This is a genomic window from Algoriphagus boritolerans DSM 17298 = JCM 18970 (assembly GCF_900108085.1).
GTDB lineage: Bacteria > Bacteroidota > Bacteroidia > Cytophagales > Cyclobacteriaceae > Algoriphagus > Algoriphagus boritolerans.
The window spans coordinates 1-15,539 of sequence record NZ_FNVR01000049.1 but is presented as its reverse complement, the minus strand read 5'-3'; the positions used below and the strand labels follow the sequence as shown (position 1 = coordinate 15,539).

The window sequence follows — 15,539 nt, the reverse complement described above, 5'->3', positions numbered from 1 at the left end:
AATTATTTATGATTTAAATCCCGACCCCTGATAAGGGGTCAAACCTTTGAATAGCCGCGGGTGAAACCCGTGGAAAAGAAGAAAACGACACGATCCCAACGACCCTAACGGGGTCGAACTATTTCCCACCTCGCTGTAGTCTATTGTCTTGCTGCTTGGAGGTTCAGTGGACGCTAAGCGTAGATTGCATCTACACCTTTCTATTTTTTGGATCCCGTACAGCTGTCGGGAGTAATTCCATTTCCCTTAAGTTCAACACCCTTCGGGGTTGTCTCCCACCATCCTGACCTTCATTTCCCTAGGTTTCACCTAGGGCTATTCAGAAGTTCGATCCTTTCAGGATCGTTATTTTTTTCTCCAATCTTTTCTGATTCCAAATTTCAATTACTTCCAAATCGCCAGAATCACGACCCCGACCGGGGTCAAACTTCTCAATAGCCACGGGTGGAACCTGTGGAAAACAAATGGTGCGACGATCCCGACGACCCCGAAGGGTGTCTAACATATTTCTTGATTTCTCCATAGTTCAACCCCCTTTGGGGTTGTATTCCACCATCTTGACCGTCATTTCCCTAGGTTTCACCTAGGGCTATTCAGAAGTTCGATCCTTTCAGGATCGTCATTTTTTTCTCCAATCTTTTCTGATTCCAAATTTCAATTACTTCCAAATCGCCAGAATCCCGACCCCGAATGGGGTCAAACTTCTCAATAGCCGCGGGTGGAACCCGTGGAAAACAAATGGTGCGACGATCCCCACGACCCCGAAGGGTGTCTAACATATTTCTTGATTTCTCCATAGTTCAACCCCCTTTGGGGTTGTATTCCACCATCTTGACCATCATTTCCCTAGGTTTCACCTAGGGCTATTCAGAAGTTCGATCCTTTCAGGATCGTCATTTTTTTCTCCAATCTTTTCTGATTCCAAATTTCAATTACTTCCAAATCGCCAGAATCACGACCCCGAATGGGGTCAAACCTCTCAATAGCCGCGGGTGGAACCCGTGGAAAACAAATGGTGCGATGATCCCCACGACCCCGAAGGGTGTCGAATAGGTTTTTTCAGAATTTGTAATTCCATTTCCCAAATGCTAATGGAAGGATTGGGCTAAAGCCCGGAAAGGCTGCTGCATAATTACCAGCCTCCAGCTAAAGCAGGAGGCACTTCATGGGTTCGAATTGAATCCTATGATTAGGAATGCGGCTTTAGCCAATTTCACACGGAGATCACTTGAGATATTGGGCTGTAGCAAAATTCCTACGCAGGTCTAATATTTCATTGTCAAACCAAAACAACAAAGCCCGTTCGATCAGGACCCAACAGGCTTTGTTTTTAGACAAGGCTACTGATTGCGATTAAAAGGGCAGATCCGCCTCAGCTTTCTTTGACTTTGGCGTACCCATCAATAGAAAGTCAGATACTATTACCTCGGTGAAATAGCGCTTCTCCCCATTCTTGTCGGTGTAGGTACGATTACTGAGTTTGCCCTCGATACCGACTTCCGAACCCTTGTCGGTGTACTTTTCCAGGATTTCCGCCTGCTTGCCCCAGATGGACAGGTTGTGCCAGGTCGTTTCGGTGACCTTTTCCCCGTTTTGGTTTTTGTAGGTTTCATTGGTGGCGATGGTCACGTGACCTACGACTTTGCCTGACTCGAGGGTTTTCAATTCTACTTTGGCACCCAAGTGACCGATGAGCTGAACTTTGTTTCTTAGCGTGTTCATGATTTTAAAATGTTTAATGTGAAAGATTTGATTAACAATTTATGCTAGCCAATTACTGATGGTCCAAAGTTGGGAGCTTGCCCAAAAAGTAGTCGGTAGTTAGTCGTTTGTATTCGATTGTAGTCGTTTGTTGTCGGATAATATGGTTTTTTGGCTCAAAAAGGGCGATTTTGACTCAATTTTTAATTTGAAATTTTTATCCGCTGGATTTAAAAAATATGTCTTTTGAAAATTTGACACGTTCAAGCGCATCCAATTAATTCAAGTTTTCCTCAATCGATTCCGAAGATTAAACCCCAATCGGGATAGTGCTACGCATTTTTATTGGTATAATTAGGTATGATAAAAATGGATTTGTCCCGAAGAAGCTTTCTTCAAAAATCAATCGCAGCAGGAGTGGGTGTAGTAGCGCTTCCTTATGTCCCTGCTTTTGCCACTCCTATCCGAGAAGCAATGAAGTTTGGTCTAGTGACTTACGAATGGGGCAAAGATTGGGATCTGCCCACGTTGATTGCCAATTGTGAAAAAACAGGCGTTTTAGGGGTGGAGCTTAGAACTCAGCATGCTCACGCAGTCGAAACCAATCTCAGTGCTTTGCAACGCGCAGAAGTCAAACAACGCTTTGCCGACAGTCCGGTGACTTGCCTTGGTTATGGTAGCAATTATGAATATCACAGTCCCGATCCTATCAAACTTCGGGAAAATATCGAGGGTACCAAAGCTTACGTCAAGCTTTGCTATGATATCGGTGCCACAGGTTTGAAAGTAAAACCCAATACCCTTCCTGAGGGAGTTTCCAAGGAGAAGACTATCGCGCAGATCGCGGCATCATTCAATGAAGTCGGAAAATTTGCACAGGACTACAATCAGTTGATCCGGGTGGAAGTGCATGGGCATCTGACACAAGAGCTTCCTGTGATGAAGGCGATTTTTGATCAGGTCACTGAACCCAATGTCAAAATCTGCTGGAACTGCAATGCCGAGGATCTACTACCCCCGGGCTTGGAAGCCAATTTTCACAGTGTGAAAAAATGGTTTGGTGACACCGTTCACGTTCGGGAATTTAATGTGGGTGATTATCCTTATCCCGAGCTTTTCAGGCTTTTTTCTGAGATGAATTACGAAGGTTGGATTCTCCTTGAGGCCCGAACACAGCCGTCAGACAGAATCGCGGCATTAAAAGAGCAACTTTCTCTTTTTAATGAATTGGTGAATCAGGACGCGAAGTAGGAAGTTAGTTATTAAGTTTTAATAAAATAAGTGAAAAAGTAAATCAGCTGAGATTTATAAAACGCTGAATATGTATGTACGATACGTTGTCAGTAGGTTAAAATGGTCTCATCCCGATATTTATCGGGACCGGCCACCGGATTTTAGTGTATTAAAGGGAAGGGAGGAATATGCGTCGCAGCCGCATATTCCTCCCTTCCCAAAAAAAACTAACGGACACCGAGCGAAGTCGAGGTGAAACTTAATGAAATATGGCTACTGGTAGAATTTCGAATTTACATATGGCCGAAGTTCAAATATCAACTATCAAATCCCGAACATCGGTCATCCTACATCGGACATCGGACAAATAAAACAATAACCCCAAAATACAATGAACAACGAACAATCGAGAAGAGAATTTCTCAAAAAGTCTGCCCTCACCACTGCCGGCCTCAGCATTGGTGCGATGGCCTTTTCTCCTAAAAGTTACAGCCGGATAATCGGTGCAAATGATCGGGTCAACGTAGGTATTGTCGGCTTTTCAGACCGCTGTCGGGGAGCCTTAGTGCCTGCCATGCAGATTCATGCCAAAGAAATGAATTTTCAGTTTACAGCCGTTTCGGATATATGGAATAGAAGACGGGATGAATGCCTGGCCTTTGTCAAAGACAAAGCTGGAGTGGACATCGCTGCCTGTCGCAACAATGAGGAACTCTATGACCGAAAAGACGTGGATGCAGTGATCATCAGTACAGCAGATTTCCAGCATGCCCTTCATTGCAAAGAAGCGGTGGAGGCAGGAAGAGATGTCTATGTGGAAAAGCCTTTTGCCGAAACGATGGCAGACAACCGGGCCGCCAAAGAAGCAGTACTCCGTACCGGAAAAATCGTGCAGGTAGGTTCGCAACGCCGTAGCGGGATTAATTATCATCAGGCGCATGACTTTATCAAAGCGGGGAAATTTGGAGATATCGTAGCCGTGGAGATGACCTGGAATGTGAATCAGCCGGGCAGATGGCGAAGACCAGACTTAGTCAGTCAGATTAGAAAAGAGGACACGGATTGGGATCGCTATCAGATGAACCGCCCCAAGACGGAATGGGATCCACGAAAGTACCTTGAATTCCGACTCTTTTGGCCGTATTCCTCCGGTATTCCGGGACAATGGATGGCACATCAGATCGATACCGTTCACTGGTTTACAGATTTGCCACATCCCAGAAGCGTAGCCGCCAATGGGGGAATTTATCTTTGGAAGGACGGTCGGGAGAATTTCGACACCATGACGGCAGTCTTTGATTATGGTCCGCTCAATGACCCAAATAAGGGCTTCCAGGTGATTTATTCTTCCCGATTTACCAATTCGGCAGGAGGTACCAAGGAAATTTATTTTTCAAATGCCGGAGAACTCAACCTGGATACCAACCGAATTTCTCCCAATGGAGGGCTTCGTGAGAATCAAGCCAGAGGGATGGGAATGAAGGAAAATTTACTTCCTGAAATGGCGTTGGGTGAAGCAGTCAAAGTGGAAACCGGTGCCAATACCGGCGCTGATGACATGACCTCAGCCCACATGCGCAATTGGATGGAGTGTGTCCGTACCCGCAAAAAGCCAAATGCTGATGTGATGGCTGGATATAACCATTCCATTGCCAATATCATGACTACTGCTGCCTTGCGAACCGGCCAGTTTGTGACCTTCGATGAGGAAAAACAGGAAGTACTGGCAGGCGGTAAAGTATTTCAATATTAAGCTAGTCCATTATGAACAGTCAACTTAAAACCGGTCTTTGGGCCGGTTTAGTCTTTATTTCAGGAGCATGCACCGGAGGAAGGGAAGCAGATTCAGAGGAGACAATGGAGCAAAGTAATTCAGTGACTTTGGTCCGGAATGATGCCGAGAAAAAGGTGGAAGTTTTAGTCGATGGTAAGCTATTCACTGCTTACCTATATCCTGAGACGATTGCCAAGCCAGTCCTTTATCCCATCAAATCTTCCCAAGGAAATGATTTGACGCGAGGTTTTCCATTGGCCCCTCGACCGGGAGAGCGCGTGGATCACCCGCATCATATAGGGATTTGGTTCAATTATGGCGATGTCAATGGCTTGGATTTTTGGAACAATTCGGATGCAATTCCCGAGGATAAAAAAAGCGGGTACGGTACGATCATTCATACCGAAATCCTAAGTACCCGTGAGAGTAGGGAAGGAGCTGAACTGGAAGTGGCTGCCGATTGGGTTGGTCCTGATGGTCGGATTTTACTGAAAGAAACAACGCGATTTATTTTTTCTTCATCCGGAGAAAAAAATGTAATAGATCGTATCACCACGCTCAAAGCTCACGGACAAGCTGTTTCTTTTACAGACAACAAAGAAGGAATGCTGGGAATTCGAGTGGCTCGGGAATTGGAACATCCGTCTGACAAACCGGAGATTTTCACGGATGCCAGCGGAATAGCTACGGCAGTTCCTACTTTGAATAACGACGGAGTCACCGGAATGTACCGAAGCAGCGAGGGAATCGAAGGAGACGATGTCTGGGGAACCCGTGGAAAATGGGTCAATCTGACAGGAGAAATCAACGGGGAAAAAGTTTCCCTGGCCATCCTGGATCATCCGAAAAATCCAGGCTATCCGACTTATTGGCATGCCAGAGGCTATGGGCTTTTTGCCGCAAATACCTTGGGCCAAAAAGCCATGAGTGGAGGCAAAGAGGAATTGAATTTCAAATTGGCGGATGGAGAATCGGTTACGTTCCGATATCGGATTGTGGTGAATTCAGGGAGTGCATTGACAGATGAGGTTTTGAATCAGGAGTCGGAGAATTTTGAGAAAAAATAGACACAAGATATAAGAACCTTGGATGAATGGGTAAATAAGCTAAAGTTTTCCGATTGGAATAACCCAAATGATATTAAGAAAACCTTTAATTCTGCCGATTTTTTAGGGCTTAGTAGTAATCGGGTGATATTCGATATAGGTGGAATAATTTTAGATTGATTTGCAAATATGTCTTCGGAACACAGCAAGTTCACTTATTTGTTTGTTGGATAGGAACACATGCAGAGTACGACAAGATTTGCAATCAGGGAGGACAGTATACAATTAATGACTATTGAAATGGAAACTACTTCGATTAAATACACTGTAATTAAGAATTCGGATCAGTACAAGGAATATTGTACTCAACTTGAAAACTTACTTAGCGAGCCTGAAAACGATCAGGTACAGGATGAAATTGACTTGCTTACTCTTTTAATTGAGAAATATGAAGAGGACCGAAATACTTTTCAGGAAATTGATCCCATTAGTTTGCTTCGCTCCTTTATGGAGGAAAGCAAATTGAAAGCGAAGGATTTAACAACTATTTTAGGTATCAGCAAGGGCTATGTTTCTGATATTTTGAATTATAAAAAAGGCTTATCCAAAGAGGTAATCAGGAAGCTTTCCGGGTATTTCAAAGTGAGACAAGAAGCCTTCAATCGTCCTTATAAGCTCTTTTAAATTATGAGTTTTTCTGCTGTCAATGTGAGTGTCATCACTCACATTTTACATTCAATATTTTAGACACCAGGCATCAGAACAAATAACTCAATACCCAATCTCTCTTCCATGCGCACTATTCTTGCTCTTTTCTTCAGCCTCTTCATTTTATCCTGCTCATCGGAGAGTGAAACTGACCTCCAAGCCGATATCATCATCTATGGAGGCACCTCTGCGGGAATCACCGCCGCGGTTCAGGCGAAGAAAATGGGAAAAACCGTGATTGTAGTTTCTCCCGACATACACCTGGGTGGCCTATCTTCCGGTGGTTTGGGTTTTACGGATACGGGCAACAAAGCTGTAATCGGAGGCTTGGCGAGGGAATTTTACCATCGTCTTTACCTGCATTACCAGCAAGACTCCGCTTGGAAATGGCAGAAGCGGGAAGAATATGGGAATAAGGGTCAGGGAACTCCAGCGATAGATGGGGAAAACCGGACCATGTGGATTTTTGAGCCTCATGCCGCCGAGCGGGTCTTTGAGGATTTTGTCCGGGAAAATCAGCTCGAGATCCATCGGGACGAATGGCTGGACCGAGAGTCTGGCGTGACAATGGAAAATGGTAAAATCGTTTCAATTCGTACACTTTCAGGAAAGACTTATCGAGGTAAAGTCTTTATCGACGCAACATACGAAGGAGATCTGATGGCTTCTGTGGGGGTGAGCTATCACGTCGGTCGTGAGGCCAATTCAGTCTATGGCGAAACTTGGAATGGAGTGCAGGTTGGGGTGTACCAGCATCGGCATTACTTCAGGGATTCGATCAGTGCATACAAGATTCCGGGAGATCCTTCAAGTGGCCTTTTGCCGGAGATTTCTTCAGAGCTTCCCGGTAAAAACGGGGATGGGGATTCCAGGCTTCAGGCCTATAATTTTCGCATGGCATTGAGCCGAAATCCCGACAATCGGGTTCCTTTTGCGAAGCCTGATAACTATGATCCTGCACGATATGAACTCCTCGCTCGCGTGTATGCGGCTGGTTGGAAGGAGACGTTTGAAAAATATGATCCGATTCCAAACCTAAAGACTGATACCAATAACCATGGTCCCTTTAGCACGGATTACATCGGCAAAAACTATGATTACCCGGAGGCAAGTTACGAGCGCCGCAAGGAAATCATCAAAGAACATGAAGACTACCAAAAGGGGCTGATGTACTTTCTTTCAAATGATCCAAATGTTCCGGAGGATGTAAGGGAAGAAATGGCACATTATGGCTTGGCAAAAGATGAATTCACCGATAATGACAATTGGCCGCATCAAATCTACGTTCGGGAAGCGCGACGGATGATCGGATCCTATGTGATGACCGAGCACGATGTGCTTGGCGCAAAAGAAGTTCCGCAACCCGTGGGAATGGGTTCGTATTCTTTGGATTCACACAATACCCAGCGATTTGTAACCCTAGGTGGTTTTGTTCAAAATGAAGGAGACATCGGCGTGCATCCCAAGCAGCCGTATTCGATTTCCTATGGGACTTTGGTTCCAAAGAAAGAAGAATGCAGCAATCTTTTGGTTCCGGTTTGTGTGTCCAGTTCACATACAGCCTTTGGCTCGATCCGGATGGAGCCGGTATTTATGATTTTGGGTCAAAGCGCTGCCGCAGCTGCTTCATTAGTGATTGATGGGAATCAAGCCGTTCAAGATTTGGACTACGAAAAGTTGAGGGAAGTGCTTTTGGAAGAAAAGCAGGTGTTGGAGAATTGATGTTTACTGAAAAATATAAGGCTCCTAAAGGCCAAATTGAAAACGAAAGGCGTCTTGGATATTATCTTTTACCTGCTCTGAGTTGAGTCGACCCAATTCTTTTATTAACCTCTTTTTGTCAATAGTTCTAATTTGATGAACCAACGCAATAGAGGTATTTGGAAGTCTGGAAAATTCACTTTTCACCAAGACTTCATTGGGGTAAATTAATCTACCTTTTTTCTGGGTGGTGAGTGGTATGACGTTTACCACGTTTAGTAGTTCGTTAAAAAAGTCCTGACTTATGATTAGAACAGGTCTAGTTTTACCTTGTTCCGATCCAACAACAGGGTCTAAGTTTGCAAGATAAATGGACCATTTTTTAAAAGTCATTTTTATTCGAAATCGATACTCTCGAAATCAGATTTGATTTCCTCAAGATCCTTTAGAAAAATTGGATCTTTAGCGGCTTTTTTCATCAACGCTATTTTTTTTTCGTGGATGGTTGTTGTATCCTCAATAGTCACCAAAACCTCTTTTCCGGAAGATCTGAGGCTTTCTGGCAAATCAATGATGAGTTGATCACCTTTTATTTTATGTATTTGCTTGACAGTCATCTGGAAGAGTGTTTTTTTTTATTAAATAAAGGTAATAAAATCTAGATAGGTTCGATTATCCAATTTTACGAATCAATTCCGCTGCTTCTCCAATATGCTCTAATTTAAAAAACCGCTCATGTTCTACCTCATGGTCTACCACTTCATGAGCCCAAGTGATGTGAAAGGGGATGTGAATGCCATAACCTCCGAGTTCGAGGACGGGAAGAATGTCTGATTTTAAGCTATTACCCAACATCAGAAATTCCGATGGGTGAATATCTAAATGACGGATCAGTTTTTCGTAATCCGTCACCCGCTTTTCGCTCATAATCTCAATATGGTGAAAATGCTTCTCCAGTCCTGATTTTTTGAGTTTACGCTCCTGATCTACCAAATCACCTTTTGTTGCCATTACGATGCGATAATCTCCGTTGAGTGATTTCAGGACTTCTTCCACTCCAGGCAAAAGCTCAACAGGCTTTTCGAGCATTTCCTGACCGATTGTTATGATTTTTTCAATGATCCGAATGGGCATTTTCTGATCAGATATCCGCATGGCGGTTTCAATCATCGAAAGCATGAAGCCCTTGATCCCGTATCCGTAAATTCCCAGATTCTCAATCTCAGTACGATACAGCTCTTTCATAATGGCATGCTGCGGCATAAAATCCTCCAGCAAGCTCGCAAACTTTTCTTCCGCTTCGCGAAAAAAGGGTTCATTTACCCAGAGCGTGTCGTCAGCATCGAAGGCAATTACTTTGATATTCATAGTTTTTTTGTCAACTCCATGACCCTCGGTATTGTGGAATGTATTTGTTTTTTTGGAAAAACCCCAAGTTTAAGAATCAAAGAACAGTAAAAGGCTTTTTTCAATTAAATTAAACAATTGGATACAATGTTGGGTTTTTTGTTGAAATCGTATTAATAATTCGATAATGACTTGCGCATATATCTGGTTTGGTCTAATTATTCATTGATTAATACAATTTTCATGTTTTTTAGCTTGTAACCAACTAGTGAGATGAAAACGTTATATTTAGGCTTTATTTCTTTTTTATGTTTTCAGTGCCGATGAAAAAGCCCAGGATACAATACGCCCTAATCTATTTTTTGATTTTATTATTCGAAGTATTTAGTTTTTCTGCAATAGCACAAGAACCCGAAAAACTAGGACTTAATCCTGATAAGTGGGCAGTCGAGTTAAGTAAAAGTCAGTTGACTGAAGTGAACAGCTTGGGTAGTTTGGCGGAGCAACTGATTGAGGTGGATAGTCTCCGTGTGTTTGCTTTTTTGGATTCTCTTGAAACTTCAAAGAAGGCAAAGGGAAATTATTTCAGAACCTATTTTTATATGGTCAAGGCAGCCGTTATTTACTCAAAGTTTGCGGGATATGACAAGTACAAGGATCGCCGATCTGAGGCATTAATTCCGATCAAGGAGCAGTTGATGGAACTGTACGCCAATGCCCTCGATGCAGCCTACCAAACTGAAAGTGAAAAAGTAATTGGGTGGGTGAATTTTTACTCGTCACGTCGGATTCTTTCTTTTGGGGAAACAGCCTGGGCGGTGATGTACTCTAAAAATGGAGTGGATCTGTTCGAAAAGATCAATTATCCAGTCGAACCCCCTGTTTACATTGAACTCGCAGAGCTATTGCGTCAGGTACGGGAATATGATGAGTCGATTACGTATGCGAAAAAAGGAATAGCTGCTTGGGATACACCAAATGATGAATGGGATTATGAGAAACCTTTTCAATACAATGTAAAGGCATTCAATACAATAGGCAGCAGCTTTTATTATAAGGATGAGTATGATTCTGCTCTTTTTTATCTGCAGCAGGCATTTCGTTTGGCAACTGATAATATGGATTCGGTTTCGGCAGGAATGGTCTCGGGAGACATCGGTAGAATCATCTTTGCGAAAAGTAATTACGATTCGGCCTTAACGCTGTTCAAAACCGATTACGAATACAGCATGTATGACAGTGCCTACAATGAGGCAGCCAATGCACTACAATGGATGGCCAAAGCAAATCTTGCTTTAGGAAATAAAGCGTCCGCTTTGGGTAATTCAAAAGAAGCCCTTCGCCTATTAAGCCTATGGCCTAGCCGTCGATACCTGCGTGATACTTATTTTACTCTCAGTCAAGTATATAGGGCGCTGGGTGATTCTGATAGCGCCTTTTATTTCAATGACCGCTTTATAGCTATAAATGATTCGTTGGAAAAAGAAATAGCAACTAGCAGCCTTGAAATTTCCAATGCCAGATTAAAAAGCGAAGAAAGTGTCTACAGAATTCAAAAAATTAATAATCAAAAGCAAAAGGAGCTCTTCATTAGAAATTGTTTAATGGCCGCTATTATCCTTTTTTCTCTGATCGTTTTTTTGATCGTAAACAGAGGTCGTTTGAAAAATAAACTGGCATTTGAAAAAGCTGAAAGTGAAAAGGTGCTGTTGGAACAGGAAATTCAATCAGCTAAAGAACAAATAAATAGTTTTACCGCTCACGTTATTGAGAAAACCAGCCTCATTGAAAAGCTAGAAGAACAGCTGAATGGTACTGTTGCATCTGCTGAACAGCAACAGATTATAGCTGAATTAAGTCAGCAAACTATCCTTACTGAGGATGATTGGTTGAGATTCAAATTACTTTTTGATAAGATCTATCCTGTCTTTTTTCAAAAGCTCAAGAAAAATTCGGTTGATATAACGGTAGCCGAACAGCGGATTGCGGCTCTAACGCGTTTGGAATTGAGCAGCAAACAGATGGCTGCCATGCTCGGTATTTCGGTGGATAGTGTGCACAAAGCACGGCAACGTCTGCGTCACAGACTGCAACTCGATCCGGTTACCAACCTCGATGAATACATTGCGGGGATTTGATGCTTGTAAAGGGGCTTTCTCTTTAAAATTGAACTTAAATCTTACCTTTTACCTTCGGCTTTTTTTTACCACAGAGAAAAATAGCAAAAGAGAGGGAGTAAATTTGGTTCGTAAATGGAAGTTCAATCTCATCTCTAACTGGAATCCTTATTTAAGTTCACAGAGAAAGCTAAAGCTTTTTGATTTTTGGCCACGAAGTTTGTGAAGAAGCGTAAAGTGAAGCTTTATCTATTCGCTCTCTCAAAAGGTATCACTTTAGTGGTGATTCAAAGATTGGATGCCTAAAAAAAACAAATTCTCTAAATTTTCCTGCCTACCTGCCTTTAGGTCATTTGTTCTTATTCTTTGCGTTCCCTGCGACTTTGCGGTGAAAAGTATAGGTTTTGCAACTAAGGCTCGAAGGGGTTTGGGAAGGATCGCAAAGCTTTTTTAATTTATAAGTCATTGAATATAAACTTTTTAATTCCAGTCTGTCCGGTCTTTGTCCGGTACTTTTAAGCTTTTCAAATACACTTGTCCGTTTTTTGTCGCCTTAAAAACCTTGTTCCTCCTTGGATTACTTATTTCTTCGCTCAATGATAATTTTCCCAATGAAAACCGAGGATGAGGAAAATAGATTGGTCACTGGTCATAGGAGTAGTTGTCGTCCTGCTCCTCATTCTAATTGTGTATTTCATTTTCGAAAGGCGAATTGAAGCGATATCGGGGCCAAGCATCAGATGACGGAGCGAAACGCAAGTTTTATTCTTTCAGATGAAAAATTTTAATACGCTCCATCTTGGTATTCAAGAATAAAGGGCGAAGGTAGAAAATGGCATATGTGGGTTTATACAAAAAATAAAGAAGCATTAGAGATACGATAATTATAGACCAATAGCTCGAGATATTTTTCAACAATTAAAACCAAAAACATGAATTCAACCAGAACAACTAGATCACCCATTCGGAGGATGATCAGTAATCAGAGAACACCAGTAAACCTTAACCCAAAAATTATAACTATATGAAAGCAATTTTACTCTTTTTTTTGTGCCTTATAACCCAGGTGTCGTTCGCTCAATGTGAATTTACTGAAACCAGATCATATTTTGGTTGTGAGATAAGTGGTAGCCCATGTTTTGCGCCAACTATAACTAACCAACCCGTAAGTGCAACAATAACATTCGGAGAAAATGCTCAATTTACAGTTACTGGAAGTGGTAGCGTTGCAGCGGCTCAATGGCAGGAATTGAATAATGGTTCGTGGATTAATCTTTCAAACGGAGGAGTATATTCTGGAGTAAATTCAGAAACGCTCACATTAACAAATCCTAGTGTTAGTTTATCGGGAAGGAAATATCGTATTGTAATTAAAGGATGTGGCACGGAAGTGATTTCTGATGGTGTGGCTACTTTAACTGTAAATAAAGCCAGTCAAACTATTTCTTGGGCTAACCCTTCGAACATCACCTTCGGTACTGCACTGGGTTCTGAACAGTTGAATGCAACGCTGACTCAAGGGGACGGGGCATTGACTTACAATCCAGGTGAAGGTACGATATTAAATGTCGGACAGAGCATTTTACGAGTAGATGCTGCTGCTACAGCCAACTTCAATGCAGCCTTTAAGGAAGTAACAATCACGGTTGAAGAAGATAGCTCGTTACCGTTTTTACCTGCCAGTCTCACATCTGGTACTCCCGGATTCCAAGATTATACTATACCCGCAGATATTACTTCTATTATCCTCGATGTTCAGGGTGCAAGAGGAGGTAATTTTCTGTTTAAACGTTTCGGATCGTTAGACGCTGCTTCTTTGATTTCAACTGGAGGGCTTGGCGGAAGGATCAGTGCACAGTTTCCGGTTGATGCTAGTTGTGAGCAAGCCCTAAAGGAGGGTGGAATTCTTAGACTAATTGTTGGTCAAACGCCTAATGATATTGTCCTAACCGATAACTTACCACCAAATCTCTTTGGTGAAACTAGATATTTAGGACATGGCGGTGGTGGTGGCTCAGCCATTTTATATCAGGCACCAGGTTCTACCGAATGGGAGGCATTGGTGGTTGCCGGCGGCGGCGGCGGTGCAGCTACTGTGTGGAACGGATCATTTGCAACAAGGATTAATGGATTTCCCGCAATTCAAGAAACAAACGGTGCCAATACAGGTGGGAATACTTTAGGTGGAAAAGCTGGATCTTTAGAATTTATTAATACTGCAGGCGGTGGCGGTGGTATTTTGGGCGATGGACAATTTAACAGTACGAGTAGATCTGTTGGTTGTGGTGGTGGTAAGGGTCTTGATGAAGGAGCCGATGGTGGAGTTTCCTTAGCTTGTGAAGGAGGTATTCTGGGTGGTGCCGGTTTTGGTGCCGGTGGTTCGGGTAATCGAGGCGGCGGCGGTGGTGGTGGCGGCTACAGCGGTGGAAATGGTGGAGCCAGTGAGTCTGGCGGTTATGGGGCTGGTAGTTTTACCAATAGCATCGCCGAACGGGCGTCATTTCAAACTGGGTCAGGTACAAACAATGGATTAATTACAATTACCACTAGTACTGAAGTTTCAGGAGAACTAGGGGTAATCACTCGTCCTGAAAAAGAATGTGCAGGTTCGACGGATAATTTATACAGCATCGCTCCTGTTAATGATGCTACTTCTTATGAATGGTCTGTAACTGGAGAAGGATGGGCGGTTACTGCTGGTGGTTCGACCCCATCAGCGACTATAGCAATTGGTTCTGGAGTTGGGACAGTTTCGGTAACGGCTACAAACGCTTGTGGTTCTAACGCTACATCTACTACAGGAGAAATTATTCCTTCTACTGCACCTGTAATAAATGAAGATCCAGCCTCCCTAGAAATTTCTTTTGGAGAAAATGCTTCTTTTAGTGTTGAAGCTATTCCCGGCGGACCTCTTTCTGATGAACCTGAAATTTCTAGTGATGGTATTTTTAATCTAGATCTTATTCGCAGGAAAGCTCTTTCCTATCAATGGCAAGTTGATACGAATAATGATGGTTCGTTTGATCCTATTAACTTGACCGGCATGTATGAGGATACAGATAATAATCGTGCTACTTTGGAAATAAAGGAGCCAAGCGTATTAATGAATGGTTATCAGTATCGCGTTATTGTGAATGGTTTTTGTCTTTCAGCTACTTCTTCAGCTGCTACTTTGACGGTAAACAAGGCTGAACAGGTAATCACGTGGGCCAACCCTACAAATATTTTTTCCGGTACTGCACTTAGTGCTGAACAGTTGAATGCAACCTTGATTACAGGAGATGGAGCTTTGACCTACAGTCCGGCTGAGGGTACGGTTTTGGATGCGGGAACGCGCACCTTACGAGTAGATGCTGCTGAGACAGCCAACTTTAATTCTGCCTTTAAAGAAGTAAGCATCACAGTTGAAGATCCTATTTCGATAACCAAGCAGCCAGCCGAATTGGAAATTATCTATGGAGAAGTTCTTTCTTTTAGCGTAGAGGCTACCGGTACAGGGCTTTCTTATCAATGGCAAGAAGATTCGGGTGATGGTTTTATTGATATTCTTGCTGATGGCGGGGGTGTTGGTGGGTATTCCGGGGTTACATCTGCAACATTAGAATATAATACTCCAATTGTATCACAAACTGGTATTAAGTATCGCGTCAGAGTTACTGATACGAATGGCCAAGAGGTAATATCTGAGCCTGCGATATTGACAGTTAATCCAAAAGAAATCACCGCTTCCATAGTTGCTCAGGATAAGACCTATGACGGCAATTCCGATGCAGTAGCTACGGGAAGTGTTCCTGCAGGTGATGTGATCGAAGGAGATGAAGTATTCGTAACGGTAACGAACGCAGCCTTTTCAGAAGCAAATGCTGGTTTACGGACAGTGACCGCGGATGTTTCCATTGCTAACCCGAACTA

12 protein-coding genes and 1 pseudogene are annotated in these 15,539 nt (G+C 42.9%); 8 read left to right on the top strand and 5 right to left on the bottom strand.

Going from position 1 to position 15,539, the window contains the following annotated elements; all coding sequences use genetic code 11:
* Positions 1 to 593 precede the first annotated feature (593 nt).
* The gene (locus C4S61_RS22440; protein WP_235010144.1) at positions 594 to 779 is read right to left on the bottom strand and encodes a hypothetical protein; all 186 of its coding nucleotides are present in this window, start codon (positions 777 to 779) and stop codon (positions 594 to 596) included.
* Positions 780 to 1,353: 574 nt separating this feature from the next.
* The gene (locus C4S61_RS20985) at positions 1,354 to 1,722 is read right to left on the bottom strand and encodes a single-stranded DNA-binding protein (protein ID WP_103926741.1); all 369 of its coding nucleotides are present in this window, start codon (positions 1,720 to 1,722) and stop codon (positions 1,354 to 1,356) included.
* A 348-nt stretch (positions 1,723 to 2,070) separates the two neighbouring features.
* On the opposite strand from C4S61_RS20985, the gene C4S61_RS20980 reads away from it, so the two are divergent.
* The 6 genes and pseudogenes from C4S61_RS20980 (at position 2,071) to C4S61_RS20955 (ending at position 8,184) form a co-directional block, all read left to right on the top strand.
* Complete coding sequence (locus C4S61_RS20980; protein ID WP_200820630.1) at positions 2,071 to 2,952, top strand: sugar phosphate isomerase/epimerase family protein; 882 nt, start codon at positions 2,071 to 2,073, stop codon at positions 2,950 to 2,952.
* Positions 2,953 to 3,325: 373 nt separating this feature from the next.
* On the top strand, positions 3,326 to 4,687 hold the full coding sequence (locus tag C4S61_RS20975) for a Gfo/Idh/MocA family protein (protein ID WP_103926740.1): 1,362 nt from the start codon (positions 3,326 to 3,328) through the stop codon (positions 4,685 to 4,687).
* A 104-nt stretch (positions 4,688 to 4,791) separates the two neighbouring features.
* A complete protein-coding gene (locus tag C4S61_RS20970) occupies positions 4,792 to 5,775 on the top strand; it encodes a DUF6807 domain-containing protein (RefSeq protein WP_103926744.1) in 984 nt (327 codons plus the stop codon).
* Positions 5,776 to 5,793: 18 nt separating this feature from the next.
* A pseudogene (locus tag C4S61_RS20965) lies at positions 5,794 to 6,053 on the top strand (type II toxin-antitoxin system HigB family toxin).
* Entirely contained in the window at positions 6,043 to 6,438 is a 396-nt protein-coding gene (locus C4S61_RS20960; RefSeq protein ID WP_103926739.1) for a helix-turn-helix domain-containing protein, read from the top strand. Before C4S61_RS20965 ends, C4S61_RS20960 begins: the two are co-directional and overlap by 11 nt.
* A 108-nt stretch (positions 6,439 to 6,546) precedes the next feature.
* Entirely contained in the window at positions 6,547 to 8,184 is a 1,638-nt protein-coding gene (locus C4S61_RS20955) for an FAD-dependent oxidoreductase (protein WP_103926738.1), read from the top strand.
* Positions 8,185 to 8,208: 24 nt separating this feature from the next.
* Here the strand turns inward: C4S61_RS20955 and C4S61_RS20950 are convergent, their stop codons facing one another.
* The 3 genes from C4S61_RS20950 to C4S61_RS20940 are packed head-to-tail and all read right to left on the bottom strand — an operon-like array spanning position 8,209 to position 9,531.
* A complete protein-coding gene (locus C4S61_RS20950) occupies positions 8,209 to 8,556 on the bottom strand; it encodes a type II toxin-antitoxin system PemK/MazF family toxin (protein ID WP_103926737.1) in 348 nt (115 codons plus the stop codon).
* Between the two features lie 2 nt (positions 8,557 to 8,558).
* Positions 8,559 to 8,780, bottom strand: coding sequence for a hypothetical protein (locus C4S61_RS20945; protein WP_103926736.1), 222 nt, complete (start codon positions 8,778 to 8,780; stop codon positions 8,559 to 8,561).
* Between the two features lie 55 nt (positions 8,781 to 8,835).
* On the bottom strand, positions 8,836 to 9,531 hold the full coding sequence (locus C4S61_RS20940; RefSeq protein ID WP_103926735.1) for an HAD family hydrolase: 696 nt from the start codon (positions 9,529 to 9,531) through the stop codon (positions 8,836 to 8,838).
* Between the two features lie 341 nt (positions 9,532 to 9,872).
* Between C4S61_RS20940 and C4S61_RS20935 the strand changes: the two genes are divergently transcribed.
* Both C4S61_RS20935 and C4S61_RS22530 read left to right on the top strand, forming a co-directional pair.
* Positions 9,873 to 11,648, top strand: a complete 1,776-nt coding sequence (locus C4S61_RS20935) for a tetratricopeptide repeat protein (RefSeq protein ID WP_146064470.1) — start codon at positions 9,873 to 9,875, stop codon at positions 11,646 to 11,648.
* Between the two features lie 1,003 nt (positions 11,649 to 12,651).
* Positions 12,652 to 15,539 (top strand): YDG domain-containing protein (locus tag C4S61_RS22530; protein ID WP_262495041.1); only part of this gene is annotated, 2,888 nt, incomplete at its 3' end.

Bases quoted from the DNA above. Each gene is read 5' to 3' on its own strand.
- C4S61_RS22440 (WP_235010144.1), bottom strand. From the start codon at position 779: ATGTTAGACACCCTTCGGGGTCGTGGGGATCGTCGCACCATTTGTTTT.
- C4S61_RS20985 (WP_103926741.1), bottom strand. From the start codon at position 1,722: ATGAACACGCTAAGAAACAAAGTTCAGCTCATCGGTCACTTGGGTGCC.
- C4S61_RS20980 (WP_200820630.1), top strand. From the start codon at position 2,071: ATGGATTTGTCCCGAAGAAGCTTTCTTCAAAAATCAATCGCAGCAGGA.
- C4S61_RS20975 (WP_103926740.1), top strand. From the start codon at position 3,326: ATGAACAACGAACAATCGAGAAGAGAATTTCTCAAAAAGTCTGCCCTC.
- C4S61_RS20970 (WP_103926744.1), top strand. From the start codon at position 4,792: ATGGAGCAAAGTAATTCAGTGACTTTGGTCCGGAATGATGCCGAGAAA.
- C4S61_RS20960 (WP_103926739.1), top strand. From the start codon at position 6,043: ATGACTATTGAAATGGAAACTACTTCGATTAAATACACTGTAATTAAG.
- C4S61_RS20955 (WP_103926738.1), top strand. From the start codon at position 6,547: ATGCGCACTATTCTTGCTCTTTTCTTCAGCCTCTTCATTTTATCCTGC.
- C4S61_RS20950 (WP_103926737.1), bottom strand. From the start codon at position 8,556: ATGACTTTTAAAAAATGGTCCATTTATCTTGCAAACTTAGACCCTGTT.
- C4S61_RS20945 (WP_103926736.1), bottom strand. From the start codon at position 8,780: ATGACTGTCAAGCAAATACATAAAATAAAAGGTGATCAACTCATCATT.
- C4S61_RS20940 (WP_103926735.1), bottom strand. From the start codon at position 9,531: ATGAATATCAAAGTAATTGCCTTCGATGCTGACGACACGCTCTGGGTA.